This window comes from Cupriavidus yeoncheonensis (assembly GCF_905397275.1).
GTDB classification, from domain to species: domain Bacteria; phylum Pseudomonadota; class Gammaproteobacteria; order Burkholderiales; family Burkholderiaceae; genus Cupriavidus; species Cupriavidus yeoncheonensis.
In genome coordinates this window covers 49,416-76,031 of the sequence record NZ_CAJPUY010000016.1, presented here as the reverse complement: position 1 = coordinate 76,031, position 26,616 = coordinate 49,416, and the positions used below count along the sequence as shown (strand labels likewise).

27 protein-coding genes are annotated in these 26,616 nt (G+C 65.7%); 20 read left to right on the top strand and 7 right to left on the bottom strand.

Annotated elements, in window-relative coordinates:
• Positions 1–48 precede the first annotated feature (48 nt).
• Complete coding sequence (locus KHO22_RS21415; protein WP_211949180.1) at positions 49–831, top strand: cupin domain-containing protein; 783 nt, start codon at positions 49–51, stop codon at positions 829–831.
• A gap of 34 nt (positions 832–865) precedes the next feature.
• Positions 866–1,852, top strand: a complete 987-nt coding sequence (locus KHO22_RS21410) for a Bug family tripartite tricarboxylate transporter substrate binding protein (RefSeq protein ID WP_211949179.1) — start codon at positions 866–868, stop codon at positions 1,850–1,852.
• A gap of 19 nt (positions 1,853–1,871) precedes the next feature.
• Here KHO22_RS21410 and KHO22_RS21405 read toward each other — a convergent pair whose 3' ends face one another.
• Positions 1,872–2,795, bottom strand: a complete 924-nt coding sequence (locus tag KHO22_RS21405) for a LysR family transcriptional regulator (protein WP_211949178.1) — start codon at positions 2,793–2,795, stop codon at positions 1,872–1,874.
• Positions 2,796–3,037: 242 nt separating this feature from the next.
• On the opposite strand from KHO22_RS21405, the gene KHO22_RS21400 reads away from it, so the two are divergent.
• The 3 genes from KHO22_RS21400 to KHO22_RS21390 are packed head-to-tail and all read left to right on the top strand — an operon-like array spanning position 3,038 to position 4,066.
• Entirely contained in the window at positions 3,038–3,568 is a 531-nt protein-coding gene (locus tag KHO22_RS21400) for a flavin reductase family protein (RefSeq protein ID WP_211949177.1), read from the top strand.
• A 34-nt stretch (positions 3,569–3,602) separates the two neighbouring features.
• On the top strand, positions 3,603–3,815 hold the full coding sequence (locus tag KHO22_RS21395) for a CDGSH iron-sulfur domain-containing protein (protein WP_211949176.1): 213 nt from the start codon (positions 3,603–3,605) through the stop codon (positions 3,813–3,815).
• 26 nt (positions 3,816–3,841) lie between these two features.
• Positions 3,842–4,066 carry a CDGSH iron-sulfur domain-containing protein gene (locus tag KHO22_RS21390; protein ID WP_211949175.1) on the top strand — a complete coding sequence of 75 codons (225 nt, stop codon included), beginning with the start codon at positions 3,842–3,844 and terminating at the stop codon, positions 4,064–4,066.
• A 247-nt stretch (positions 4,067–4,313) separates the two neighbouring features.
• Here the strand turns inward: KHO22_RS21390 and KHO22_RS21385 are convergent, their stop codons facing one another.
• Positions 4,314–4,712 carry a cupin domain-containing protein gene (locus tag KHO22_RS21385; protein ID WP_211949174.1) on the bottom strand — a complete coding sequence of 133 codons (399 nt, stop codon included), beginning with the start codon at positions 4,710–4,712 and terminating at the stop codon, positions 4,314–4,316.
• Between the two features lie 40 nt (positions 4,713–4,752).
• Positions 4,753–6,009 (bottom strand): MFS transporter, encoded by a 1,257-nt coding sequence (locus KHO22_RS21380; protein WP_211949173.1) that lies wholly within the window; start codon positions 6,007–6,009, stop codon positions 4,753–4,755.
• A gap of 461 nt (positions 6,010–6,470) precedes the next feature.
• Here KHO22_RS21380 and KHO22_RS21375 point away from each other — a divergent pair, with 461 nt between their 5' ends.
• From KHO22_RS21375 to fdhA, 15 genes are all read left to right on the top strand, one after another.
• On the top strand, positions 6,471–7,631 hold the full coding sequence (locus KHO22_RS21375) for an ATP-binding protein (RefSeq protein ID WP_230426951.1): 1,161 nt from the start codon (positions 6,471–6,473) through the stop codon (positions 7,629–7,631).
• A 222-nt stretch (positions 7,632–7,853) separates the two neighbouring features.
• Positions 7,854–8,513, top strand: a complete 660-nt coding sequence (locus KHO22_RS21370; protein ID WP_211949172.1) for a TetR/AcrR family transcriptional regulator — start codon at positions 7,854–7,856, stop codon at positions 8,511–8,513.
• Positions 8,514–8,555: 42 nt separating this feature from the next.
• A complete protein-coding gene (locus KHO22_RS21365; protein WP_211949171.1) occupies positions 8,556–9,545 on the top strand; it encodes an AraC family transcriptional regulator in 990 nt (329 codons plus the stop codon).
• A gap of 301 nt (positions 9,546–9,846) precedes the next feature.
• Entirely contained in the window at positions 9,847–10,350 is a 504-nt protein-coding gene (locus tag KHO22_RS21360; RefSeq protein ID WP_211949170.1) for an NAD(P)H-dependent oxidoreductase, read from the top strand.
• Between the two features lie 2 nt (positions 10,351–10,352).
• Positions 10,353–10,901 carry a flavin reductase family protein gene (locus KHO22_RS21355; protein ID WP_211949169.1) on the top strand — a complete coding sequence of 183 codons (549 nt, stop codon included), beginning with the start codon at positions 10,353–10,355 and terminating at the stop codon, positions 10,899–10,901.
• 92 nt (positions 10,902–10,993) lie between these two features.
• Positions 10,994–12,109: an LLM class flavin-dependent oxidoreductase gene (locus KHO22_RS21350; protein WP_211949168.1), complete on the top strand. Its 1,116-nt coding sequence runs from the start codon at positions 10,994–10,996 to the stop codon at positions 12,107–12,109.
• Positions 12,110–12,213: 104 nt separating this feature from the next.
• Positions 12,214–12,630: a RidA family protein gene (locus tag KHO22_RS21345; protein WP_211949167.1), complete on the top strand. Its 417-nt coding sequence runs from the start codon at positions 12,214–12,216 to the stop codon at positions 12,628–12,630.
• On the top strand, positions 12,627–13,466 hold the full coding sequence (locus KHO22_RS21340) for an alpha/beta fold hydrolase (RefSeq protein ID WP_211949166.1): 840 nt from the start codon (positions 12,627–12,629) through the stop codon (positions 13,464–13,466). The genes KHO22_RS21345 and KHO22_RS21340 overlap by 4 nt, the downstream gene beginning before the upstream one ends.
• On the top strand, positions 13,463–14,290 hold the full coding sequence (locus KHO22_RS21335; protein WP_230426950.1) for an ABC transporter ATP-binding protein: 828 nt from the start codon (positions 13,463–13,465) through the stop codon (positions 14,288–14,290). Before KHO22_RS21340 ends, KHO22_RS21335 begins: the two co-directional genes overlap by 4 nt.
• Entirely contained in the window at positions 14,277–15,095 is an 819-nt protein-coding gene (locus tag KHO22_RS21330) for an ABC transporter permease (RefSeq protein WP_211949165.1), read from the top strand. The genes KHO22_RS21335 and KHO22_RS21330 overlap by 14 nt, the downstream gene beginning before the upstream one ends.
• A gap of 19 nt (positions 15,096–15,114) precedes the next feature.
• Positions 15,115–16,074, top strand: coding sequence for a PDR/VanB family oxidoreductase (locus KHO22_RS21325; protein ID WP_211949164.1), 960 nt, complete (start codon positions 15,115–15,117; stop codon positions 16,072–16,074).
• A gap of 11 nt (positions 16,075–16,085) precedes the next feature.
• On the top strand, positions 16,086–17,153 hold the full coding sequence (locus KHO22_RS21320) for an aromatic ring-hydroxylating oxygenase subunit alpha (RefSeq protein ID WP_211949163.1): 1,068 nt from the start codon (positions 16,086–16,088) through the stop codon (positions 17,151–17,153).
• A gap of 97 nt (positions 17,154–17,250) precedes the next feature.
• Positions 17,251–18,261 (top strand): ABC transporter substrate-binding protein, encoded by a 1,011-nt coding sequence (locus tag KHO22_RS21315; protein ID WP_211949162.1) that lies wholly within the window; start codon positions 17,251–17,253, stop codon positions 18,259–18,261.
• A 30-nt stretch (positions 18,262–18,291) separates the two neighbouring features.
• The gene (locus KHO22_RS21310; RefSeq protein ID WP_211949161.1) at positions 18,292–19,104 is read left to right on the top strand and encodes a hypothetical protein; all 813 of its coding nucleotides are present in this window, start codon (positions 18,292–18,294) and stop codon (positions 19,102–19,104) included.
• 70 nt (positions 19,105–19,174) lie between these two features.
• Positions 19,175–20,377, top strand: a complete 1,203-nt coding sequence (fdhA, locus tag KHO22_RS21305) for a formaldehyde dehydrogenase, glutathione-independent (RefSeq protein WP_211949256.1) — start codon at positions 19,175–19,177, stop codon at positions 20,375–20,377.
• A gap of 90 nt (positions 20,378–20,467) precedes the next feature.
• On the opposite strand, the gene ribB is transcribed toward fdhA, so the two are convergent.
• The 4 genes from ribB to KHO22_RS21285 all read right to left on the bottom strand — a co-directional run bounded on the left by ribB (position 20,468) and on the right by KHO22_RS21285 (position 26,242).
• A complete protein-coding gene (gene ribB / locus KHO22_RS21300; RefSeq protein WP_211949160.1) occupies positions 20,468–21,559 on the bottom strand; it encodes a 3,4-dihydroxy-2-butanone-4-phosphate synthase in 1,092 nt (363 codons plus the stop codon).
• A gap of 159 nt (positions 21,560–21,718) precedes the next feature.
• Complete coding sequence (locus KHO22_RS21295) at positions 21,719–23,293, bottom strand: diguanylate cyclase domain-containing protein (protein ID WP_211949159.1); 1,575 nt, start codon at positions 23,291–23,293, stop codon at positions 21,719–21,721.
• 76 nt (positions 23,294–23,369) lie between these two features.
• Positions 23,370–24,959 carry a methyl-accepting chemotaxis protein gene (locus KHO22_RS32780; protein ID WP_211949158.1) on the bottom strand — a complete coding sequence of 530 codons (1,590 nt, stop codon included), beginning with the start codon at positions 24,957–24,959 and terminating at the stop codon, positions 23,370–23,372.
• Positions 24,960–25,312: 353 nt separating this feature from the next.
• Positions 25,313–26,242: a LysR family transcriptional regulator gene (locus KHO22_RS21285; RefSeq protein ID WP_211949157.1), complete on the bottom strand. Its 930-nt coding sequence runs from the start codon at positions 26,240–26,242 to the stop codon at positions 25,313–25,315.
• Positions 26,243–26,616: the final 374 nt, after the last annotated feature.

Here is a 26,616-nt window from a genome sequence, read left to right as displayed (position 1 = left end):
CCGGGCGCCCCGCGCCATACGCCAGCTTTCCGGCGAGAGTCCAATTCTATGAATGTCGTCACCACAACGTCCTACACATATTGGTCGCCCTTGAGCGCGGCGCCGGAAGCCGACGCCTTTCGCGCCGGGCTGATCGGCGAGGAGTACACCGACGCGTATACCCTTGGGTTGGCCCGGCTGGAGGCCGATGAGCAGATCCGGCCGCGCATCAGTCCGCATAACCAGGCGTTCTTTGTGATGGAGGGCAAGGGAGTCGCTTCGCTCGCAGGCGCGCAGCGCGCGTTTTGCCAGCGCGCGGTCATCAAGATCCCCCGCGGGGTTCGCCATGCCATTCGCAATACGGCGGCCACGCCCATGTGGCTTCTCGCCATTCAGGACGCGCCCGTGGCATGGCAGGCCAATGCTGCCGGGGCCGATCAAGCGCCGGACCTGGCACGGCAGCGCCGGGGAGCAGAGCGGGTGGCGGAGTCCGCCCCCGAAGTCGTGAATGACGACGCAATGACCTGGAAACCCTTCGAGGCGCCAGGTGTCCAGGGCTATGAACTGAAGCCCATGCTGGTCGGCGAGGAGCATACCGATGCCTATAGCGTTGACCTGATGCGCGTGGCCGCTCGCGGCTTTTCAGCGGCGCATACGGATCGGGGCCGGCATGCCTTTGTCATCCTCGAGGGACAGGGGCGCCTCACCGTCGATGGCGAACCCTTCGACTTTCGGCAGGGCGACATCGTGAAGGTGCCCGCAGGATCGTTGCATGCGGTGCATAACGCGGGCGACGACCCGCTGGTGTTTCTCGCGATCTACGATCCGCCGCGTCGCCGCAAGGCTGGCTGAGCCGGGCATGACGATCCACTGATCTGGAGTGAACATGAGCAAGCACGCATACCGGCCGCTGGCCTCGAAGGTAACCGGCGCGATCCTGGCCCTTTGCGCTTGCCTGACGGTGCATGCCGAAGACTGGCCGGCCCGGCCGATCAAGCTGGTGGTGCCGTCCACGCCCGGCTCGACCCCGGACGTGCTCGCACGGATCCTGGCCGATGCATTGCACACCAGGCTCGGCGCGACCCTCGTGGTGGAGAACAAGCCGGGTGCGGGCGGCGCGATCGCGGTGAATGTCATCGCGAAGGCGCCTCCCGACGGCTATACGATCGGCATCACGCCTCCCGGGCCGATAGGCGCCGACACCGTACTGCAAAAGCGCCTGCCCTACCAGCCCGGCAGGGATCTGGCGCTGGTGTCGCTCGCCGTCACCCAGGCGAATGTCCTGGTCGTACGCAGTACGCTCGATGTGAAGGACCTGGGGCAATTGATGGGGCGGCTCGCAAAGGAGCCGGGCAAATACACCTATGCCGCGATTGGCGCGGGCTCCGTCAACCGCCTCTGCATGGAACTGGTTGCGCAGCGAAGCGGTGCGCGCATGACGCGGGTTGCCTATGCCGGTACGCCCCAGGCCATGCTCGCGGTGATCAGTGGCGAAGTCGACATGGCGTGTCTGCCGGAACAGGCCGTCGCCGCCCAGGTGCAGGCGGGCAAGCTCCACGCCCTCGCGGTGGCGTCGGCAAAGCGATCTTCAGTGATGGCCAAGGTGCCGACGCTCGACGAACTTGGCATGCCGGGCGTCGAGGCAAACGCCTGGATGGGGATCATCGCGCCCGCCGGCACGCCAGCCGCGATTATCAGGCGCCTGCAAAGCGAGATCGCGCGGACGGTGTCCCAGCCGGACGTTCGCGAAACGCTGCATACCCATTTCATGGAGTCGGTCGGCTCCACGCCGGAGGCATTTGCCAGGACCGTCCAGGGTGATATCGAGCGCTGGAAGATCCTGGTGCGCACGGGCAAGGTCGACGTAGACTGATCGCACTCCCCGCACGTCGCTATCGTGGCGTCGACTTGCCCGGCGGCCGCGGACCGGCGGCCTTGCCCGGATCCCCGAAGCGCTCGCAGAGAAAATCCACGAAGGAACGGACCTTCGGAGACACCGTTCGATGCTGCGGGAACACGGCATGGATATCGCGTTTGCCGCGTCCCCACCCGGGTAGCACGTGAATCAGCGTGCCGGTCGCGAGATCTTCCTCGCAGAGATAATCCGGTAGCCAGCCGATGCCGGTGCCATTCAGCAGCACCGTGCGGATGGTGCTGGTGTCATTGGCCGAGAAGCGCATGTGGACCCGCACGGATTCGGTCTCGGCCCCCTTGTCCATGCGCCATTCGACGTTGCCTGCAAATATATCCAACAGTTCGTGCCCGACAAGGTCCGCCGGTACCTCGGGTGTTCCACGGGCCTTGAGATAGGCCGGCGTGGCCACCAGCTTCAGTTCCACGGTGCCCAGCCGTCGCGCGGCGAGGCGGCTGTCCTCAAGTTCCCCCGTACGGATGACCACGTCGATCTCCTCGGCCATCGGCTCGACCTTATGGCTCGTGAGCGTCAGTGCGACATTCATTTCCGGATAGCGCACCAGATATTCGGATATGAGCGGGGCCAGCATCCACTGCCCCGGCGTGACGGGCGCGCTGACGCGCAACAGCCCCCGTGGCGCGAGCCTGACCTGCCCCACCTTCTGTTCCACTTCCTCGATGCTGGAGAGGATGCGGTGCGCGTCCTCGGCGAACAACAGGCCCGTGTCGGTCAGCGCCAGTTTCCGGTTGGTCCGATAGAGCAGCGCGACGCCCAGGTGCTTCTCCAGCCGGGTCAGGCTTCGGCTCACCGACGACTTCGGCATCCCCAGCACATTGGCCGCGGCGCTGAGACTCATCAGTTCGCTGATCTTCGCGAATACTCGGATGTCGACCAATTCCATCATCAATGGGGGCGCTAGCCGTATGTCGTTGCGGTGTCGGGACAGAAGCTGTTCTGTCTATAGCGGCGGCCCGGGGTCAGCGTCAACCGGGATTTGCCATGACGCTGGCTTCCGGCCGGGAAGGCCGCAGTGGCTGTTCCCCAGGCGGAACGTCGCTTTCCACCGGCCTGTCTTGTCCGGCGGATCGCCGCTTGCGACGATAGGCATACGTACCCGAATTCGAGGAGACCCCAGGAGACGATATGACCCAATCCCTACACATTGATCCGGAAGAGTTCCGCAAGGGCCTGCGTGCCTTCACGACCGGCGTGACCGTCGTGTCGATGGATGACGGCAAGGGTGGCATGCACGCCATGACGGCGAGTTCCTTTGCGGCGGTATCGATCGAGCCGCAGCTGGTCGCCGTGAGCATAGCCAAGACTGCCAGATCGCACGCGCTTCTGGACCCCGGGCGGCCTTACGCCATCAACATCCTGGGCGAGCGGCAGGCATTCCTTGGCCACTACTTCGCCAATCGCATGCCGGAACGCTGGAACCCGACCTACGAATGGCACGAAGGGGCGCCGGTTCTGACGGGCTCGCTGGGCTGGTTTGTCTGCCGGCGCTGGGCTGCCTACGACGGCGGCGACCATACCATCCTGGTGGGTGAAGCCCTGAAGATCCAGCGCACCGACGACCGGCCTCTGGTTTGCAGCCGGGGAGACTTTCACGTTCTGGGCGAAAAGGTGGACGTCATCCACCCCGATGCCCAGGGCGCGAGGAGCGCCGCGTGAGGCCGGGCCCTCCCGGCGCAATGAGGACTGAACCATGACCACGATTACCCTGGACGACGACGGCCCCTTGCGGGTCGCCGGTGACTTTGAAATCGTCGACGAGGCCGGCGTACCGTTTCGTCAACGCAAGTCATGCCTGCTTTGTCGCTGCGGCCACACCAGGCGCCCGCCATTCTGCGACGCCTCGCATGGCGAGGCCGGCTTCAGCAGTTGCCCACGTGCGCCACTGCAGGCGCCAACCTGTTAAGGACGACTTGAGCGTCCGGAGTTCCCATGCCCACCACCAACATCCGCGTCCTGAATTCGGGGCCTCTCCATGTGACCGGCGAGTTTGAACTGGTCGATGCCGACGGCAACCGCTATCCCCACAAGGGCATCTTTTCGCTTTGTCGTTGCGGCTTGTCTGCCTGCAAGCCCTACTGCGATGGCTCCCATCGCGCCGAGCGCTGGGAGAGCAATGTGCGATCCGACAAGCCCCTCCCATCCACCGTGCCCTGACCAACGCGTCCCGGGGCGCCCGCTAAGGGTGGCCTTGGGATGCGGTGACGTCGACGGCAAGCACAAGCCCAATGCAACGGCGCCCCCCGGATAACCGGAAGGGCGCCGTTCTTGTTGGTGCGTCGGAAACTACTGCGAATGGTTGCCTGGCGAGTCAGGAGTTGCTTGTGGACGAAGGCCGTACCTGATAGTGCCAGCGATTCCCCTCGCACCTGCGCGAGGGGGCATGCCGGACAAAGCATGCGGATCAGTTTGCCTCCGCATGCTCCACAGGAGGCGCCATCCCCTCACGGGATTTACGTATGCGCGGCGGATCGTAGATGGTCAACAGCACCAGATCGCCCTGCCCGGCATTGCGAACGGCATGGACGACGCCTCGCGGGATGCGGACGATCGCACCGGATTGGACGCGATGGCAGGTATCCGCGATGTCGATCTCGCCTTCGCCACCGAGGATGTAGAACGCGTGATTGTCGGGGTCGATGTGCGGTGGCGAGTAGCCGCCTTGCGCAACGCGAACGATGTCGACGGAGTAGGCGTCGGTGTATTCCCCGGCCAGAATGTCGAAGATGAACTCAAAGCCTTTCGAGCCTTCGATCTGGTGCGGAGTCCACGGCTGGTCGGTGAGATGGGTAATGTGTTTCATGGCTGCTTTGCCTCAGTGGTTGTCAGGAGCCGCGCGCCGGTCACTGGCGTTGGCCTTCCTTGATGAATGCCAGGCAGATGGCCCCGACCAGCGGACCGGCGGCAAGCACGGCGAACGCCAGCGGGAAGGAGTGCTGCGCCTGGAATACCAGGCCGACGAGTGCCGGCGACAGCGCCGAGCCAAGCTGCCAGACGGCGTTGGCTACGCCGGCCGCCGAACCTGCCTTGGACAGACCTGCCTGTTCGGCGACCATCGTGACCAGCAGCGGGCTGTAAACGAAGGCCCCGACACCAATGAAGGGGGCGGCCAGGCGGAACGCGGCCAGGTCATCGAGCCGGCCGAAGGCCAGCAGCGCCGCGCAAAAGAAGATCAGTGACAGGATGGCCAGCAGCTTGCGGCGCGCGCCGACGGAATCGGAAAGCCAGCCGATGGCGGGCTTCGCGAACAGGCCCGCAATCCCGGCCACGGCCAGGACATAGCCCGCCTGAACCGGCGCAACATGGTGCGCCTTCACCATCAGCGGAATCGCCCACGCGGTGAAGCCGAGCGTCCCCCAGAACGCACCACATCCGGCCAGTGCCAGCAGGACGAAATTCCTTGTCATCAACGCGCGTATGTCCGCGAGGATCTCGCCATGCGGGCGAGCACGGTGGAGGCTGCGTTCTCCCGGCCGGCTTACATCGGCAGCCTGGGCCCGGTCGCGCAGGACGGTGGCACAGACCACGGCCAGGAACACGGCGAGTACGCCGAGCAGGCGATAGCTCAAGCGCCAGCCGTAGGCCTCCACCAGTGTCGGCAGGATGGCATTGGTCGCGATGACGGCGACCGACGACGCGCTCATGAGAAGTCCCACGGCCCGGCCGCGTTCACGCTTCTCGAACCATGTCGTCACCAGCTTCACCCCTGCCGCATAGTCAGCGCCGGCGGTCAGCCCCATGAGCGCCTGCAGCACCAGGCCGACCGTAAGCGACGGTGTATAGGAGAAGGCGTAAGTTGCGACGGCAAGGCTGACAAGCGAAGCGGAAAGCGCCACGCGGCCACCCACGCGATCGGTCGCGAACCCGCACACGAAGTTGGACAGCACGTAGCCGACATAGAACGCCGTCACGAACATGCCTAGTGCGGCGAGCGGCAGCGACAGCGACTGCCCCAACGGAATGGCCAGCGTGCCCCACGCCAGTCGGCAGACGGTCGAGAGGACCAGCGCGGCCCACGCCACCGTCAGCACGAGCCATCTGATGCGTGAGTCTGTTCCATGCATGGGCACGGACAACCGGGTGGTGGTTTCGCTGTTCATCGGGTCTCCTGGCGGTCACTGTTGTCTTGGCGCGGGCAGCGCTTTACCGCCTCGGCCGTTTTCATAATGATGCAACGATCCCCGGCCAGGAAACGCGTGCGGAATCGAACACCGTGTTGCAGCACTGGAACGTCCAGGCTGGCCGCCGCTTTGCACTGCGCCTGCCCGAATCCCGGGACACCTCCCGCTTGCGGTCGGGATGTTCCGCGACCACCAGGTTCTTCCCCGCGAAACCGCTGCCGCGCCTCCCTCCCACTTCGATGGGAATGTCGCGGTGGTCATCGCCATCGCAGGTAAGCCAGCTATCAGCGGGGACCGCGGCGCCCGTATGGTCCGGTTCCCGCGCAATTACGGGCGTGCCCGCCAGCCCCAAGTGCCGCATCGGCCATCTATCGCCATTTATTTGACATCGATAATTTATCGATCTAGGATAAACACCGATAAATTCCCCATGCGCCCCGATGAGCCAGCTTACTCCCGCATCCGCTCGCTACACGTTTCGCCGCCCTGCCCTCGCGGCAAGCTTTTGCGCGGCCCTGACCGGAGAGGGCCTGCAGGACGCACGTTCAGGACTCTTTCTGGCGGCACCGCGGCGGGTCGGCAAGTCAACCTTTCTCCGCGAGGATCTCGTCCCCGCCGCCGAGCAACGCGGCTGGGCGACCGTGTATGTCGACCTTTGGTCGAACAAGGCGCAGGATCCGGGCGAACTCATCGCGGACGCCGTCAAGCACAAGATTGCGGAATACGCCGGCATCGTAAGCAAGGCGGCCAAGGCCGTTGGCCTCACCAAGGTGACGGTCCTGGGAACGCTGGGGCTGGATCTGACTACGGCGGGATTGCCGGTGGGAGTCACGCTCACCCAGGCACTGGAAGCGCTGCGGAAGTCTGCCAGGAAGCCGGTCCTGCTGATTGTCGATGAGGCGCAGCACGCGCTCACGACAGACAAGGGGCTGGAGGCAATGTTCGGGCTGAAAGCCGCCCGCGACGCGATGAACGTCTCGGGCAAGGCTCCCGAACTGATGCTGGTCTTCACGGGGTCAAGCCGGGACAAGCTGGCTCATCTGGTCATGAATTCCCGCATGCCGTTCTTCGGCTCTCTTGTCACACCCTTCCCCCTGCTGGATCGCAGCTTTACTGACGAGTACACGGCAAGCGTCAACCGGGCGCTCGCCGCGGGCAACCAGTTCGAGCCAGAGGCCGTCTTCGATGCGTTCGAGATGGTGGGTCACAGACCCGAGCTGCTTCGCCATCTGATCTCATCGATCGCAGTCGCTAACGAATCCCCATATCTGAGCACGCGCCTGAAGGAAGATGCCACCCTCATACAGGAACGGCTGTGGCAGGAAGTCGAGAGCGACTTTGCCTCTCTCACCCCGTTGCAGCAGGCCGTGGTCCGGGTGATGGCGTCGAAAACGGGGCAGTTCTCCCCGTTTGGCGAGGCCGCCATGAGCGCATACAAGTCCCTCCTCCCCGCCGCCGCCACGGTGAACACCGCCACTGTCCAGAATGCCATCGACGCCTTGCGTGAGCGCGAGATCCTCTGGAAGGAGTCTCGTGGTACGTACGAAATCGAGGATCAGTCCTGGCTCAAGTGGCTGCGCTCCCGGAGCCTGGCTTCTTGACGCAAGCAGCGATCTTCCGCCTTGCTTGCGCTGAGTCACGAGCTCTCGCGGAAAAGAGACGATCACCCCGAGGAGAGGCTCCATCAAGGTAGCTCAACCTATTTTTTTGCCGTTTATATGCTTGATGGATTACTAAATAGGTGAAACCACTAGTGATAGTTTAGGTTGAGCTACCTATTATTCGAGCCAGGGACACTCATTCGAACACGCTCGGACGCAGCCATGGACAAGCTCGAATTCACCTCGGCCGATCTCCACGGCGCGGGCGACGCACGGCGGGCGAAGCCGCGCGGCAATCGCTCCAGCCGCATTCCCGAACTGATCGAAGCGTCAATCCGCGTCTTCGCGCGCGATGGGTATGGCGGCTACAGCATCAATCGCGTGGCCGCCGAAGTCGGCGTGCGCCTCAGCACCCTGCAGCACTACTTCGGCACCCGCGATCAGTTGCTGGTGGCGACCATCCGGGAAGTCTACGGGCGCTATATCGACCGCTACGCCAGGCTCGGCGCCAACAAGCTGCAACCGCCCGAAGCACGCCTGAACACCATCATCGATGAGTTCTTCGACGACATCCTGGTCGTCGACGCCGATGTCACGCCCTTCGTGCTGGAATGCTGGGCGCTGGCCGAACACGATCCGGCCATCGCCGAGCTGGTTGGCGCTGGCAACAAGCAGTTCCAGCAGATCTGGCTGGACCTGATCGCAGAAATCAATCCGGCGCTGCCCGAGCAGGAGTGCGCAATCCGGGCCTCGCTGATCGAGGCGCACGCGCAGGGACTGATGGCGCTCTGCCGCCGGGGCGGCCCCGACCTGCCCGAGCGGCAGACCTTGCGGCATGCGACCAAGGCCCTGTGGCGCGCCATGAGCCACGCCGCGCACTGACCATAGCGTTGATCTCCCGATCGCCCCCAAACGGAGTTCAGCATGAACAGCAAGTTTGTAGTCGACGATGCCATCCGCGCGAGCGGACTGGGCATCGATGCCGCGAGTTCATTCTCCGAAGCACTGTGCGGCCGGCATTCCGTCCGGATCGCTTCGCCCGGGCGGTTCGAGTTCAGTTATAGCGGGCATCTGCTGCGCGACATGTCGACGACGGTGGGCTACATCCGGTACGGTTCCGACGTCCGGGTGGAGGTGGGGGCGGGCGAACTCCGCACCACGTACAACATCAGCCTGCCGGTAGAAGGCGAGCAACAGATGATGCAGCCGCACGGCCTGCTGCGCTCCGACGCAGCCCATGGCATCGCGGTCTCGCCGGAGCAGCCCCTGGCGCTGGACATATCGGGGCACTGCAGGAAGATCCTGGTCGCCGTGCCGCGCCAGTCGCTCGAACGGGTGCTTGGCGATCTCCTCGGCGCGCCCGTGCAGGACCTGCTGGTGTTCGAGCCCGGCATCAGCGGCACCGAGGGCTGTACCGGCGCGTGGTGGCGCATGGTCCGGACCTACCTCAATGATGCCGATTGCGCGCGCGAACTCTACCGGTGCACGGCATTCAGCCGCGACTTCGAGACGACCTTGCTGAAGGGGCTGCTGATCGCGCAGCCAAGCAACTATTCCGAGCGGATCCGCAGGACACGCGGCACGAAACTCCCGGAATACGTGGTGCGCGCCAGGACATTTATCGAGAGCAATTTCCGCGAGCCGATCCACCTCGAAGACATCGAAGCGGCTGCCGGCGTGTCGCGGCTCAAGTTGTTTGAATGCTTCCGCAAGTACATCGGCTACACCCCGGTTGCCTACCTGAAGCACTTCCGGCTGAAGCAGGCCCGGGCGGAGCTCATGTCCGACCTGTCGCGCCACAACGTTTCCGCGATTGCGCTCGGGGTCGGCTTTACGCATTTCGGCCGGTTCGCGGCGGACTACAAGCGCGCGTTCGCCGAGTCACCCTCCGAAACCATGCACCGGCGCGGCTAGCACCGCCAGTTCGCGCCTTCCAGGCCGGATGCCGCACGGCATGCCGGCTTGCGCTTCCCCCCCATCCTCGCCATCCCCGCCTGCGCACGCAAGCGGCCCCTGTCCTGCCCGCCGAAAGCCGCCCCGCGCTAACACACCGCCATGGCGCCCGCGTTGCAGGCTGCCCGGCGCGCGCATTTCCGGACAGTCTTCGCGCACTAAGCGGATAGTTGGTGCGCGGTGCCGGTGGTGAAATTCCTGCACGTAGAAACGCCTTGCCCAAGCGCAAGGCAAGACGTGCAACCCACGAAGGGGGCTGGATATGACCACCGCAATCCTCATTGGCAATCCCAAGCCAAAGTCCCGCACGGCACAGGCCGCGCGGATGCTGGCGCAGGCGCTCACGGGCGCCGAGCCGGACCTCACCGTCGACGTCGTCGATCTCGGTGCCGCGCTGCTCGGCTGGGGCGACCCAGACGTCGAACGCACCGTCGCCGCGGTCGCCGGCGCCCGGCTGGTCATCGTCGCCAGTCCGACCTTCAAGGCCACCTACACCGGCCTGCTCAAGCTGTTCCTGGACCAGTTCGCGGGCGGAACCGGCCTGCAGGGCGTGGTGGCGGTGCCGCTGATGCTGGGCGCCGGACCCGCGCATGCGATGGCGCCGGAGCTGCTGCTCAAGCCGGTGCTGGTCGAGCTCGGCGCCACCTGCCCGACACCGGGCCTGTACCTGATGGAGAAATCCTTTGAAGACGGCGTCGCCATCGAGGCGTTTGCCGGGCGCTGGTCCGGCGTCGTCCGTACCTTGCTGGCCGCAGACAGGAGCTGACCATGTCCGAACTCGCAATCAACTGGCTGGCGGCGGATCCGCCCTTCTCCGTACTGGCCGGGCAAGACGGCGATCACGGCGCAATGCTGCGCAAGGCCTATGGCTGCTTCCCGACCGGCGTGGTCGGCGTATGCGCGCTGGTCGACGGCAAGCCGGCGGGCATGGCCGCGAGCAGCTTTGTCCCGGTATCGATCGAGCCGCCACTGGTGTCCTTCTGCGTCCAGTGGACGTCCAGGACCTGGGAGAAGCTGGCAACGGCGCCGCGCCTCGGCATCAGCTTCCTTGGCCACAGCCATGACGTCGCGGTGCGCAAGCTCGCCTCGCGCGCCGACGACAAGTTCGATGGCATGGCCCTGGGCGCCACTGCCGATGGCGCCGTGCTGATCGACGGCGCCGCCGTGTGGATGGAATGCGCGATGGACAGCGTGCTGCCCGCCGGCGACCACGGCATCGTGCTGCTGCGCATTACCGCGCTGACGATGCGCCCGCATGTGGAGCCGCTGGTCTTCCACGGCAGCACCTTCCGCAAGCTGCTTTCGCTGCCTGGCTGATCCGGGCAGCCACACACCGCGTCACGCGGGGCTGATGCCTCGCCTCGCCAACGCGCGCCGGGTGCGGCGCGCTGACATCCAGAGAGGAACCCATGTCCACTACCAAGAAAGCAACAGAGGTCGGCGTCTTTATCCCGGTTGGCAACAACGGCTGGGTGGCTTCGGTCAATGCGCCGCCCACCCCGGGCAACTACGAGCACAACCTCCAGGTCACCCGGCTCGCCGAGCAGCTCGGCTTCGACTTCGCCCTCAGCATGGCCAAGTGGCGCGGCTACGGCGGCCCGTCCAGGCACTGGGACACCACGCTGGAGTCCCTGACGACCATGGCGGCGCTGGCGCAGGCAACCAGCTCCATCAAGATCTGGGGGACGGTCCACATGATGATCTTCCCGCCCGCCGTCGTCGCCAAGATGGTGTCGACCATCGACCAGATCTCGAACGGGCGCGTCGGACTGAACCTGGTCTCCGGCTCCAATCCGCACGATCTTGGCCAGCTGGGCTTGTGGAAGCCGCTGGACCACGCCGGCCGCTACGAGCTGGCTGACGAGTGGATCAAGGTCGTCAAGCGGCTCTGGACCGAAGACCGGGTCGACCACAAGGGCCGCTTCTACGAACTGACCGACTGCATGTCGAACCCCAAGCCGTCCAGGCCGCCCACCCTGATCTGCGCCGGGGCCTCGGACCGCGGCTTCCAGTTCACGATCGACAACTGCGATGCCAGCTTCTTCACGGCCAGCGACGACGACGCCTCGCTCCAGCGCGGCAAGCGCGCCAAGGAACTGGCAGCCAAGGCTGGCAAGCCGGAGTTCAAGTCCTACGGACTCTTCACGCTGATCCCCGGTGAAACGGATGCGCTGGCGCAAGCGCGCCTCGACCACTTCGATGACGGTGTCGATCGCATCGCCCTTGCGACCCAGACCGCCGAGTACAGCTCGGATGTCAGCGCCAAGCAGAACTTCGCGGCGCAGTACTTCATCGACCAGGGCGCGCGCGTGAGTTCCGTGCTCGGTGGCGCGATGACCGGGTCGGCCGAGACGCTGGCACGCCGTGTCGCGCGCACCATCATCGAAGCGGAACTGGACGGGATCACGCTGATCGTTCCCGACTTTATCGAGGACCTGCGCTTTGTCGGCGAACGCGTGCTGCCCCTGCTCGAGGAGTTCGGCGTCACCACGCGGGCCGGCGCCACAACGCGGGCCGCGGCATAAGCGCACCACAGGCCGAGGGCGGGAGATGGCGAGACGGCGCTGGCACCCGCCGGCCCCCCTCCCCCTAAAGCCCACAATTCTTCACGTCGCCGACAAGGAGCACCATGACCCGCCCCCACCTCGATCCGGTCGCCCCCCAGTGGGACTGGGAACACGACATGCCGCCGGCCCCCGCGCTGCGCGCCGGCAACACGCTGTACCTGTCCGGCCAGATCGCACTGGCTCCCGATGGCACCCTGGCGGGCGCAGGCGACCTTGTCGCCCAGGCACGCCAGTGCTTCGAAAACATCCGCGCGATCCTGGCGCGCGCCGGCGCGACGATGCAGGACGTGGTCAAGATGACCACCTACTTCACCTGCAACCTGGACGAAGCCGTCGCCAGCGAGTACTGGGCCGTGCGCAAGGCCTTCTTCGGCGAGCACAGGCCGGCCAGTACCGGCGTCCAGGTCAGGGCCCTGCTGATGCCCGCCTGCCTGATCGAGATCGACGTGATCGCGGTGCTGCCCGGGGATCGGTCATGAGCAGGATGTCATTCAGCCAGCGCGGCAAGGTCCGGGTTGCCTTCGCGCATGCCGGCTCGGGACCCGTTGTCGTGTTCCTGCACGGCGTGGGCGGCAACCGTCGCAACTGGGACGGGCAGCTCGCAAGCCTTGGCGCACGGTACACCTGCGTGGCCTGGGATGCGCGCGGCTATGGCGACAGCGACAACCCCGACCGCCCACTGGTGTTCGGCGATTTCGCCGACGACCTCGGCGCGCTGCTGGACGCGATCGGAGCGCAGCGCGCGCACATCGTCGGCCTGTCGATGGGCGGCTTTATCGCGCAGGACTTCTACGCGCGCTATCCGCAGCGCGTGGCGACGCTGACGCTTGCAGCGACCGCGGCCGGCGCGGGCCTGCTCACCGCAGAAGCGCGCGAAGACTTCCTTGCCAGGCGCCTGCGGCCGCTCGAAGCGGGTGCGTCGATGCGCGACATCGCGCCGGGGCTGGTGGAACTCCTGGCCGGAAGCCGCGCGGACGACTCCGTGCGCAACGCCCTGGTCAGGTCGCTGGAGGCGCTGCGCCCCGGGCCCTACCAGCAGACGTTGCGCGCGCTGGTCACCATGGACTTCCGCGAAGGCCTTGCCAGCATCGGCGTGCCGACGCTGGTCGTCGTCGGCGACCAGGACCGCGTGCTGCCGGAGTCGGAAAGCCGGCTGCTTGCCGAGCACATTCCCGATAGCCGGCTGGTGGTGATTCCCGGCGCAGGCCACCTGTGCAACCTGGAAGCCCCGGCGGAATTCGATGCGGCACTGTCCGCCTTCCTGCAGGACCACGCAGGCAGCGGCGCCACCGTACTGCAAGCGGGGGTGCAATGATGCTGCCCAGATATCTCGACGCCGCCAGCGGCGACGCCTTTGCCCACAGCGAGACAGCGATCGCCTTCCACGACGTCGGCCACCGCTTCCAGGCCTCCGACGGGTCCGTCGTCCACGCGCTGAAGAACATCAGCTTCAGTATCCGCCGCAACGAGTTCGTGGTAGTCGTCGGCCCCAGCGGCTGCGGCAAATCCACGCTGCTGCGCTTGATCTCCGGCCTGATCGTGCCGCAGTCGGGAGCCGTGCAGGTGTTCGGGCAGCCGGTGACGGGGCCGCGGGACGATATCGGCTTCGTGTTCCAGAAGCCGACGCTGCTGCCGTGGCTGGACGTGATCTCGAACCTTACGTTCCCGATCACGCACCAGGGCCGCCGGCTGACCTCGGCCGACACCGATCGCGCTGCCGAACTGCTGGCGCTGGTCGGCCTGAAGGACTTCCGCCACAAATACCCGGACGAACTCTCGGGCGGCATGCAGCAGCGTGTCGGCATTGCCCGCGCGCTCCTGGCCGATCCCGAGATCCTGCTGCTGGACGAGCCATTCTCCGCGCTGGACGCACTCACGCGCGACGAACTGAGCTTCGAGCTGATGCGGCTCTGGACCGCGCGCCGGAGCACGGCGGTCTTCATCACGCATTCGATCACCGAGGCGGTGCTGATGGCGGACCGGATCTTCGTGCTCGCCCCGCGCCCCGGACGCCTGCGCGAAATCGTGCCCGTGGAGCTGACACGCCCGCGCACGCTGGCGACCATGCGCGAAGCCCTTTTTCATACGCTTTCCGACCACCTCCGCGAAGAACTGTTGAGCTGCCATGAATACCATTGAAGCAAGCGAAGGCAAACTGGCGCCATCCGGCGGGCTGCCCCGGCTTTCACCGCAGGCGCTGATGCCCGTGGCCACGTTCTGCGGCATCGTGTGCCTGTGGGAGGCCGCCAGCCGCTGGCTGGGGCTGCCCGAGTACCTGCTGCCATCCCCCACCGCCATCGCGCGTGCCGGCCTTGCCGTGGACGCGTGGGTATGGTGGGACCACATCCAGGCCACGCTGCGGGTCATCGCGCTGGGCTTCCTGCTGGCCTTCGCGGTCAGCCTGCCGCTGGCAGCGGCGCTGCACCGCTACCACCTCTTTCGCAAGAGCGTGTATCCGCTGCTGATCGTGGTGCAGTCCACGCCGGTGGTGGCCATCGCGCCGATCCTGATCGTCACGCTGGGCGCCACCGATCTGGCGCGCGTGGTCATCACGGCGCTGATCACCTTCTTCCCGCTGGTGGTGGGGATCGCCACGGGCCTGGCCCAGACGCCGCCCGAGTTGCTGGAACTGAGCCGCGCGCTGAAGGCCTCGGTGCGCAATGAGTACCTGCAGATCAGGCTGCCGTTTGCGTTGCCGCATGTATTTTCCGCTGTCCGGGTGGCGATCACGCTCGCGGTGATCGGCGCGGTGATCGCGGAATTCGTCGCCTCGGAACGAGGCATCGGCTACTTCCTGCGGTTCTCCACATCGTATTTCAAGATCGCCCAGGCCTTCGCCGCGTTAGGCGTGCTGGTGGTGATGAGTCTGGCGCTGTTCCACCTGGTGACGCTGGTACAGCGCCTTTTCTACCCGCGCAGCCTGCCTGTGCGGGGCGGCGAATAAGCAACGAGGAAGGTGTGACATGGGTGAAGTCATGGAACTCATGGTGACCCGCATCGCCGACGAAGCCGAGCGTATCCGCTCCTTCGAACTGGCTGCGGCCGATGGCGACACGCTGCCGGCGTTCACTGCAGGCGCGCATATCGACGTGCACGTGGCGGGCGGCGCGGTGCGCCAGTACTCCCTGCTCAATGACGACCGCGAGCGCCACCGCTACGTCATCGCGGTGCTGCGCGAGGAGGCAGGGCGCGGCGTCTCGCGCTACCTGCATGAACGGGTGCAGCCCGGCATGCGCCTGACCGTGGGCGGCCCGCGCAATGCCTTCCCGCTCGACGGCGGGCAGGCGCCGGTCGTGCTGGTCGCCGGCGGCATCGGCGTGACGCCCTTGCTGGCCATGGCGCGCCATATGCACGCCGACGGCAGGCCGTTCACCCTGCATTTCGCCACCAGATCGGAAGGACGTACGCCTTTCCTGCGCGAACTCCGCCAGGCGCCGTTCGCGGCGCAGGTGCGCTTCTACCACGACGATGGACCGCCGGCGCAGCGCTTCGACGCAGCCGCCCTGACTGCCTCGCTGCCGCGCGGGGCGCAGGTCTACCTGTGCGGCCCGTCCGGCTTTATGGACGCGGTAGCCGCCGCGGTGCGGTGCCGCGCCGACCTGGTGCTCCATACCGAGTACTTCGCGGCGCCGGCCCCCTCCGCAACAAGGGGCGGCGCCTTCCGGCTGGTGCTGGCCAGATCCGGCATCGAGACGATGGTGCCGGCCGACAGCAGCATCGTCGACGTGCTGCGCCAGCACGGCATCGAGCCAACGCTGAGCTGCGAGCAAGGGATCTGCGGCACCTGCCTGACCCGGGTGCTTTGCGGCCAGCTCGATCATCGCGACCACTACCTGTCCGCCAGCGAACAGCAAAGCGGCGACCGCATGCTGGTGTGCGTGTCCCGCGCCCTGCCCGATTCCACGCTAACGCTTGACCTCTGAGGAGAAACACCATGTTCCTGTCCGTCAAGAACACTTCGCCGGCCGGCGGCCGTCCCCCCAACAGCGGCTTCACGCAGAACGACTGGGAGATCCTGGCGTCCTTCTGGCATCCCGTTGCCCTCTCCACGGAAGTCGCGGACAAGCCGGTTGGCGTGACGCTGCTCGATGTTCCCGTGGCGCTCTACCGCACCGGCCCGGGCGAAGGTGTCAGCGCCGCGCGCGACGCCTGCCCCCATCGCAACGCCAGGCTGAGCCTGGGCACGATCAAGAATGGCCATCTCACCTGCGGCTTCCATGGCTTCGAGTACGACGGCGGCGGCACCTGCGTGCGCATTCCCGCGCTGTCGCCGGAGTTGCCGATCCCGAAAAAGCTGTGCCTGGACACCTACCTGTGCCAGGAGCGCTACGGCTTTGTCTGGGTATGCCTGAGCCATGCGCCGCGCGCCGGCCTGCCGGAGTGGCCACAGGTGGAAGACGGCTCCGGCACGGTGGCGATCGTGCCGCCGGGGCTATGGAACGCATCGGCGGCACGCCATATCGAAAACTTCAGCGACCTGTGCCACGTCCCCTGGGTCCACACCACGACCTTCGGCGGGCCGGAAGTCGTCATCCCGCCCTACGACGTCCACAAGTCCGGCCTCAGCCTGGCGTTTGAAGTCAATATGCTCGAACGCGTGCGCTACGTGGAGGAAGGCCATCCGTCCGCGACGCAGGACGCGCAGTACAACCGGGCGCTCTATCGCTACGAGACGACCCTGCCGTTCTCGTGCGCGCTGCGCGTGCACCATCCCGATACCAACTCGACCTACCGCGTCTTTGACGTCGGCTCGCCTGTCACGGCGCAGACCACGCGCATCTTCCAGATCGTCGTGGACGAGAGCCGCCAGGTTGCCCCGGAAGCGCTGATCGAATTCACCGAGCGCATCAACGACGAAGACCTGTCGCAGGTGGTCGCGCAGTGTCCGCAAGACCTGCCGCTCGACTTGCGCGACGAGATCCACATCCCGGCGGACCGCATGTCGGTCGAGTACCGCCGCGCCATGGCCGAACTGGGGTTGGGGGCCGCCCGGCCCGACTGACCGACCAGCCGTTTTTGCTCCTCTGGTATCCGGGGCCGCGCGGCGGCAGGCCCGGAGGGGCGCCTGCTGTCCAAACCAAAGTAGAAAGGGGAGCTCCATGAAGGTACACCGAATCAAGGCAATGGTCGCGGCGCTGGCGCTGGCGGCACTCGCCACCGGGCCAGCCCTGGCCGCTGACAAGATCGACAAGGTTGTCTACCAGCTCGGCTGGATCCCCAGCGGTGCGAACGGCATCGAGTACCTCGGCAAGGCCGATGGCTACTTCAGCCGGGCCCTGCTCGACGTGGAGATCCGCAGCGGCAATGGGTCCAGCGACGCGCTGACGCGCGTGGCGGCCGGCTCGGCGGACATGACCGCCGTAGGCATCGATGCGGTCTTCGCTGCGGCGGCCCGCCAGAAGCTGCCGGTCAGGATCATCTACAGCATCTACAACAAGAAGCCCGATGCGATCCACGTGGCGGCCGCTTCCCCGATCCACAACCTGAAGGACCTGGCAGGCAAGCGCCTCGCCACCTCGGTGTACTCCAGCGTCAACGTGGTCTGGCCGCTGTTCCTGCAGAAGAACGGTGTCGATCCCGCCAGCGTCAGGCTGATGAAGGTCGATGCCGGCACGCTCGCGCCCCTGGTCGCCAGCGGCCAGGTCGACGGTGCGCTGGACTGGGTCACCAGCGCTCCGGGCGCGGCGTCGGTCCTGAAGAGCGCCGGCAAGTCGCTGCGCGAGATCAAGTGGTCCGAATACGGTTACGACGGCTACGGCTACGTCATCGTCGCCAACGAAAATTTCCTGAAGCAGAAGCCGGAAGTCGCCAGGCACTTCCTCGACGCCTACCGCAAGGCGAGCATGGCTGCCGTGGCAAATCCGTCCGCGGTCGGCAGCGCGATGGCCAGGGTCGTGCCGGGGCTCGACGCAAAGGTCGCCGGCGAGGAATTCAGCGCATCGATCCCCCTGATCGAAAACGAAATCACCAGGAAGGACGGATGGGGCGCATTCGACGCGGCGCGGGTGCGGGCCACATGGGACTGGGTAGCCCGGTCGCAGGGGTTGCCGGGCAACGCCCTCGATCCCATGTCGGTCATCGACGCGAAGTACCTGCCCGCATCGAAGTAGGCGTGCCGTTCCCATCCCGGACAACAGATCATGGACGCCACCGCAACGCCCACTCATCGCATCATCGCCGCCCGCTGCCTGGCGGCACTGGCCTTCGCCCTTGCCGCAAGCTGCGCCAGCGCCGAGGACTATTCACAGACCAATGTGCAGTTTGCCTACGCCCCCACCGACCCGAACGATTTCATCATGGGCACCGGGACCGGCTATGGCAGCCGCGCGACGCTTCGCTTCGAGCATTTCGGCACCTATGCCCTGGGCGACAACTATGTGCTGTTCGACGCTTACCGCGGCAATGACCTTGGCCAGGGCACATCGAACCGCCAGAACTACTTCCTGTGGAACTCTCACCTGAGCTTGTCGAAGGTGACGGGCACCAGCCTCTCGTACGGCCCGATCCAGGATGTGCTGGCCATGGTGCGGGTCGAAGATGGCAGCTACTCGCACTACCGCGCCGTGTCCGCCGGCCTCTCCGTGTACTGGGACCTGCCGTTCACCAAGGGATCGATGCTCGAAACCTCGGTGCTCGCCAGGAAGAAGTGGTACGCGGTCGGCACCGAAGACGTGCAGGGAACGCGGGCGCTGATCCGGCTGTTCTTCCTGGTGCCGTTCCGCGTCGCGGGGATGAATGCCACCTTCAGCGGGCCGGTCTATTTCAGCCCGCTGATCGGGGGCGGCTGGGACATCTACCTGGAGCCCGAAGTCTTCGTCAACTTCGGGCCCAAGGACGCCTTCGCCGTGGGCCTGCGGCTGGAGCACCACACCGTGACGGGCAACAACGTCCTCAACACCGGCGGCGACAAGTCCCGCACCACCCCCAATCTGGTGTTCCGCTGGACCTGGTAGCCGGTACGCACGGCTCATCTTTCACAACGGCGCGGCCCGCAGGCAGGGCCCGCGCGAACCGGAGGCAATGATGCATAGCAATCGTGGTGTGGCCTATATCCGCCAGGGCGTGGTAGAGGTGCAGGGAATTCCATTCCCGGAACTGGTGGACCCCAGGGGCCGCCGCATCGATCACGGCGTGATCCTCAAGGTCGTGACGACCAATATCTGCGGCTCGGACCAGCACATGGTCAGGGGCCGGACCACCGCGCCCGAAGGACTGATCCTGGGCCATGAGATTACCGGCGAAGTGCTGGAAGTGGGCCGGGATGTCGAGACGCTCGCCCCCGGCGACATCGTCTCGGTGCCGTTCAACGTGGCGTGCGGCCGCTGCCGGACCTGCAAGGAGCAGCACACCGGCGTTTGCCTCACCGTCAACCCCGCGCGCGCGGGCGGCGCTTACGGCTATGTCGACATGGGCGGCTGGGTCGGCGGACAGGCCGAGTATGTGATGGTGCCGTATGCGGACTTCAATCTGCTGAAGTTTCCCGACCGCGCACAGGCCCTGGCGAAAATACGCGACCTGACCTGCCTGTCGGACATCCTCCCGACCGGCTATCACGGAGCGGTCAGCGCAGGCGTCGGCCCCGGCAGCACGGTCTACGTGGCCGGCGCCGGACCGGTCGGGCTGGCCGCGGCGGCATCGGCACGGTTGCTCGGTGCCGCGGTGGTCATCGTCGGCGATGTCAACGCGGCGCGGCTTGCGCACGCACGCGGCGTGGGCTTCCACACGGTCGATCTGTCGCTTGACGCCACGCTGGCGGAGCAGATCGAGCAGATCCTCGGCGTGCCGGAAGTGGACTGCGCGGTCGACGCCGTCGGCTTCGAGGCGCGCGGGCACGGCCATGACGGCTCGCGCCAGGAAGCCCCGGCGACCGTGCTGAACGCGCTGATGGAGGTGACCCGCGCCGCCGGCAAGATCGGCATCCCGGGCCTCTACGTCACCGACGATCCCGGTGCGAGCGACGCCGCCGCGAAGCGCGGCGCGCTGAGCATCCGGCTTGGCCTCGGCTGGGCCAAGTCCCATAGCTTCTTCACCGGGCAGACACCGGTCATGAAGTACAACCGGGCGCTGATGCAGGCCATCCTGTGGGACCGCATCCGTATTGCCGACGTCGTCGGCGTCGAGGTCATCTCGCTGGACGACGCGCCGCGCGGCTATGCGACCTTCGATTCCGGTGCGCCGAAGAAGTTTGTCATCGACCCTCACGGCCGCTTCCGCAAGGCTGCATAGGCCAGCGCCCTGTGCCCGATCGCGCCGGCGATTCGGGCACGGCGCCGCAGGGGGAGCCGCAGGGCCGGCGGCCTCCTGGGCAATCTCCCCTTACCCGCGCTCGCTCATGGCTGGCTTCACTGCGATGCCACGGACCTCGATGCCGGATTCGGCCATGCCGGCGACTCGCTCCACACCGGCCAGCAGCGTAATCCGGCCCACATCCAGATCATGCAGGATCTGCGCGCCGATGGCTTGGGATCGGATGTCAACGCGCGCGCCTGACGCCCGGCGCCCTGTGGCCATCCCCGCGGCTCCGGCATTCAACAGCAATGCCACACCCCGGCCCGTCGCATGCAGTCTGTCCAGCACCGCGGCCAGCGGCCAGTCCTCACCCACTGCGGTGGCGTCCAGCAGCGCGGGAATCGATGCCGCTTCATGCATCCCCACCAGCACCTCGTCACCGCGCCGCCACGCTCCGCATGACAGCGCATGATGGACGCCCCCGAACCGGTCGTGGTAAGTCCGGCACGAAAACTCGCCATGCGCGGTGCGCACCGATTGTGTTGCCGTTCGCGTGACCAGCGGCTCATGGATGCAACGATAGGCGATCAGGTCTGCAATGGTGCCCATCCGGATCCCGTGCTCGCGTGCAAAGCGGCTCAGGTCGGGCAGGCGCGCCATGCTGCCGTCGTCGTTCATGACTTCGCAGATGACGCTTGCCGGTGTCAGTCCGGCCATGCCGGCGAGATCGCAGCCGGCTTCGGTATGCCCTGCCCTGACCAGTACACCGCCCTCGCGCGCCTCCAGCGGGAAGATGTGGCCGGGCTGCACCAGATCGCCCGGCACGGCATCCGGGGCGACCGCCGCTTGAATCGTCCGTGCCCGGTCGTGCGCGGAAATGCCCGTGGTGACGCCGCTCGCGGCCTCGATGGATGCGGTGAACGCCGTGCGGTGAAGCGCGCCATTGCAGGACGTCATCGGCGCCAGCTGCAAGCGCCGGCAATGCGCGCTGGTCAGCGTCAGGCAGATCAGTCCACGTGCATGCGTGGCCATGAAGTTGATCGCGTCGGCTGTGGCAAAGTCTGCGGCCATGACAAGGTCGCCTTCATTCTCGCGATGTTCGTCATCGACGAGGATCACCATGCGGCCAGCCGCAAGCTCCGCGATGAGCTCGGGAACAGTGGAAAGAGATAAATGCATCTGGACGTATCGTTGCCATCAACAGGCTCGCACGTAGCGAGGTTCCGGCACCGATTCGCGCAGCAAGATCCGTCGCGGATTTTTCCCGACACCACCTGCGGACTCCGATGCCCTGGTGGAATTTGAGCAGTTTCCGGATCGAAGTGGCTAGCCGGATAGTTATTGAACGTTGTCCACTATGGCCACGGCCTCCTCAAAGAACCGCACCGCGTTCTTCCCCGCGCGCTTGGCGGCGTACATGGCGTGGTCAGCCCGCTCGACGAGCTGCCTGGGGTCGACACCGTCATCCGGGTAGACGCTGATCCCGATGCTCGGCGTGACTTGAACTGCGTGGCCTACCGCCAGGATGGGCTCCCCGACCGCGGCCAGGAGCTTGCGCGCGATCGGCTCGATCTGGAAATGCGCATGCAGATCTTCGAGTATGACGGCGAATTCGTCGCCTCCGAGCCGTGCGACGGTGTCCGCCTCGCGCAGTCCGCCGCGCAGTCGCTGCGCTACCGTGCGCAGCGTTTCGTCCCCGGCCTGGTGCCCAAGGCTGTCGTTGATCTCCTTGAAGTGGTCAAGATCCACGAACATGACAGCGACCAGCGAAGATGCGCGATGCGCACGCGCGATCGCGTGTTTCAGACGCTCATTGAACAACAGGCGATTGGGCAAGTCCGTCAGCGGATCGTGGGTCGCCAGGTACTCTCGCTGCTCTTCCTCCATCTTCTGTCTGGTAATGTCCGAACAGATGGCGGCATAGTGGGCTTCGTCGGCGGCGGCGCCGCCAATCCTGGAGATCGAGATGGACTCGAGATAGAGCTCTCCACACTTCCGGCGATTCCAGATTTCCCCTGTCCAACTACCATCGGCTTCCAGGCACCGGAACATCTCCTGATAGAACTCCGGCGGCTGCCGGCCGGAACTCCACATGCTCGGGTTGCGGCCCAAAACCTCGGCCTCGGTGTAGCCGGTAAGCTTGGTAAAGGCGGGGTTGACCTTCGTAATCGTTCCGGCCTTGTCCGTGATGATGACGCTATCCGTGGACATCTTGTAGACCTGGTCGACCATCAGCAAATGCTCAATGGATTCCTGGACAGCGTCGTCGCGCTGCCGCATCAGCCGCAGCGCCAATGTCATGACCCCGACGACAACCAGCGCAAGCATCGCAACGGCCGTGCCGGTGACGACCTGGATCGTCGACTCGCTCATCCCTACGAAGCCGGTAGCCTGGGCCGCATTCGCGTTGATGTCTTTCGTGACCAGTTCGTCGAAGTGATCCAGGAACGGGATGACGGTCAAGAGCCATTGCATCGCGTCGTCGTAGTGGCCCGTGCCGAGCCGATCGAGGCTGCCGTGGACTGCCGCCACGAAGCGCGGCATGTCGGCGGCGAGCTGGCGGGCGAGCTCGGCCTCGTCGGGGCTGCTGACCCCTGCCGGATAGTAATGCGCCCACTCCCGCTCGCTCAGCGCCAGCTTCTCGCGGATCTGTGCCAGCAGCTTTTCCGTTTGCGCGGGATCGCGTTGTGCCAGGATTCGCCATTGCAGCCGCCTGATGTTGGTCTCCGCGGCACGGATATTGGCCAGGTGCGTGATCGGCTTGGTATTGCCGTAATAGATGGTGTGGATGAGCGAATCGAACTTCTTCATCACGATCAGACCGCCAAAGACTACAGCAGCAATTGCCATGCAGCCAACCACGGCTGTCGTGATCAGCCGCGACAGTGATCGTCGCCGGTAAGCAGCTTTCAATCGAGTCTCCTCACAGCCGGTGGAGCCACTCCTTCGGCTTCAAATGAAGGCAGGCATGCAACGCATGACCGCCTGATCACGATTCAGTCCTCGCCCCGGACAGTGCGCGCGGCCGTGCCGCCGGCGCCATACTGGCCACGCGAAACACGGAGATTGCGTCGCCCATCTTGCTGGCCTGCTCTTCCAGCGACTGGGCCGCTGCGGCGGACTGCTCGACCAGCGCTGCGTTCTGCTGCGTGACGGCGTCGATCTGGCTCACCGCCTGGTGCACCTGATCGATGCCCTGGCTCTGCTCTTCCGATGCTGCCGAGATCTCGGCGACGATGTCGGTCACGCGATTGATGCCCTGGATGACCTTCTCCACCGAAGCATTGACCTCGACTGCCTGCTGCGAGCCGTCGCGCACCAGGACGACCGAGGAATCGATCAGTTCCTTGATCTCCTTGGCGGCCGCCGACGAACGCTGCGCAAGCGTGCGCACTTCGCCCGCCACCACCGCGAAGCCTCGGCCCTGCTCCCCCGCACGGGCCGCTTCCACCGCGGCGTTGAGTGCCAGGATGTTGGTCTGGAAGGCGATGCCCTCGATCAGGGTCGTAATGTCGGCGATGCGGGTCGAGCTATCGGTGATCTCGTTCATCGTGCGCACCATGGCCTGGACAGCGCCATTGCTGCTGTTCGCCGTTTCCCGGGCCGAGGTCGCCAGCGCGCTGGCCTGGCGGGCATTCTCCGCATTCTGGCGCACGGTCTGCGCCAGTTCCGTCATGCTGGCGGCGGTTTCCTCGAGCGACGAGGCCTGCTGCTCGGTGCGCGAGGACAGATCCATATTGCCGCTCGCGATCTCTCGCGCCGCGACGGTGACCGAGTCGCTCGACGCCTTGATTTCCATGACCGTGCCGGAGAGCTGGCCAGACATGTGGCGCATGGCTTCCAGCAGCGGGCCGAACTCGGTCCGGGTGTCGATCATCACCTCGCGGTCCAGATGGCCGGCGGCAATGTCGTGGGCCACATCCACCGACTTGCGCAGCGGCGCCGCGATGGCGCGCACCACCGAGATGGACATGCCGATCGCCAATAGCACGCCCGCGCAGATCAGCGAGCCGGAGATCCAGGTCAGGCGCTGCGTGGTGCTCTCGCCCTGGGCGGCAAGGGCGCCGGCCTGGTCCAGATTCAGCTTGACGTCGGCGCCAACCAGCTCGGTGAACTCCTCCTGAGCGCCGATCAGCTTGTTCTTCATCATGTCGGCGGCACGCTCGAAATCGTTGCCCTCCAGCAGTTGCAACTCTTCGTCGACGGCGCTGAGCAGCACTTTCATTTGCGCGTTGATCCGGTCAGCCACGCCACGTTCCGCGTCACTGGTAATGCTGGCCGGGTAGTACTCGGCCCATGCCGCCTGGAGATCTTTCTCGTAGCCGCGGAGCTGGTCGGCCTGTGAGCCATCGCGGGTGGCGTGCATGCGCCACAGCGTGGAACGGATCTGCAAGGACGTCGCCCGGACCTTGGCGAGCTGGCCGATGGGCACGGCGTTGCCCTGGTACATGTCGCGCATGTCATGGCTCAGGCTGGAGATCGAGCGCAGGCCGAAGAGCCCGATGGCCAGCATCAGAGCGATACACAGGCCGAATGCCAGCAGGACGCGGAACCGGATGGAATGGACGAAGTGGGTCATCTTGATCGGGAAAGTCAAAGGACACGGGGATGCCGCCGCAGCCCGGGGCATCACGCACCGGCTGCGATCTCCTCATCAACGGCAAGGCAGGCAAAAGCCTTCGGGGCAAACGTGATGTGGATCAACGTTGATTTGCGAGCAGGAAAGCGCTGCTCGGCGCCCTACCCGCCCCTGTCAGCCTGCAGTCGCCCCCCACCATGAGGTAGCCGCCTTGACGAAGGGGACTCCGGGCCGATGACTCGGACCGCGATTGGACGGGCCATCGATCGCGTCAGGGCCCTATGTCTCAGCCAAGTCCTCGCCCGCCGCCAGGCGCCGCACCGGAATCGGGATCCGGAAAGGGAGGACGGGGGCTAGTTGGCTCCCCAGGTGCCGGCCTTCGCCAGGGACATGACGCACTCGCTGAAGGCTTTGCGCAAGGGCGTCTGTTCGGAATCGCTTCGGCTCAGCATGCCCACGCTCCCCCGGCCGGCATAGGGCAGCTCCAGAATTGCGATGTAGCCCCTGTCGCAGAAGTACTTTGCCGCACGGCCGGAGGAGACGCCCAGCAGCTCGGTCCGCCCGAGCATGGCCAGGGTAGGCAGAAGCCCGGCGGTCTCGACGCGCACTTTTGGGGGCGGCTCCGCCGCAACCGCAAGCTCGAATCCGAGTTCGCTCCTCAGTTGACTGCCCTCGGGCAACCCGACCCATCCAAACTGCCGTGTCTGTGACCAGGCGACTTCCCGCTGTCCCGCAAGCGGATGGGAGGGCCCGGCAATCACGCGGATGGTATCGTCGAACAGTTCGTCGTACCGGAGCGAATCGCAGGACACGCGTGCGTCCATCCGGCCAATCACGTAGTCCAGGCTGCCCTCCCTCAACTGTTGCGCCTGTGCTTGCAGCACGCCTTCCGTAAGCGTGACGTAGGCGTCCGGATACTGCGTATGCAGCAGGGCAATCGCAGTCGGCACAAAGTACCCGGCCGCGGCGTGGGTCGCCCCCAGCGCAAGGGTACCGCTCGTGCCCTGAGCCATCATCTCGATGGTCTGCTGGGTACGCAGGATCTCCGCCAGGATCGTCCGTGCATGGACGATCAGTGCATCACAAAAGACCGTGGGCACCAGCCCCTTGGGTTGCCGCTCGAACAAGGGAACGCCCAGATCACTTTCGAGCTCCGCCAGCCATTTGGAGAGCGCCGGCTGGGTCATGCCTAGTTTGGCTGCGGTCTGGCTCAAATGGGCCGAGCGGTGCAGTTCGACCAGCACTTGCAGTTGACGAATGCGCAGGCGTTGGGTCCATTCCATGACGGCAACTCCATGAGGTTTGCGACATAGCGGGAGGGCATTTTCTAATTTTATGGATATCACTGCCCTAACGACAATGGGATTGTCGGCCTCGCAGACTGCAGCCTCCGGCACTCAGCCAGGTGATCGTACAAGAAGCCCGTCCGCAGTCCACGCGCTACTGCGGCACTGGGGTAAAGCGAAGCGGGCAACAGGTGCCATTTGAAGGGGAAGTCCTGACGGATCGGACCGGAGCACGCCTGCGTGTGCTTCGGGTGGCGGAAGCGCCTGCTGCGCCGTTCCCCGGGGTTGATGGGCTCGGCCCGATTGCGCCCAGAAGCAGTACTCTTGGGTGCGGAAATGACGGCCCAGACATTGAAGGTAATCTCTACGGG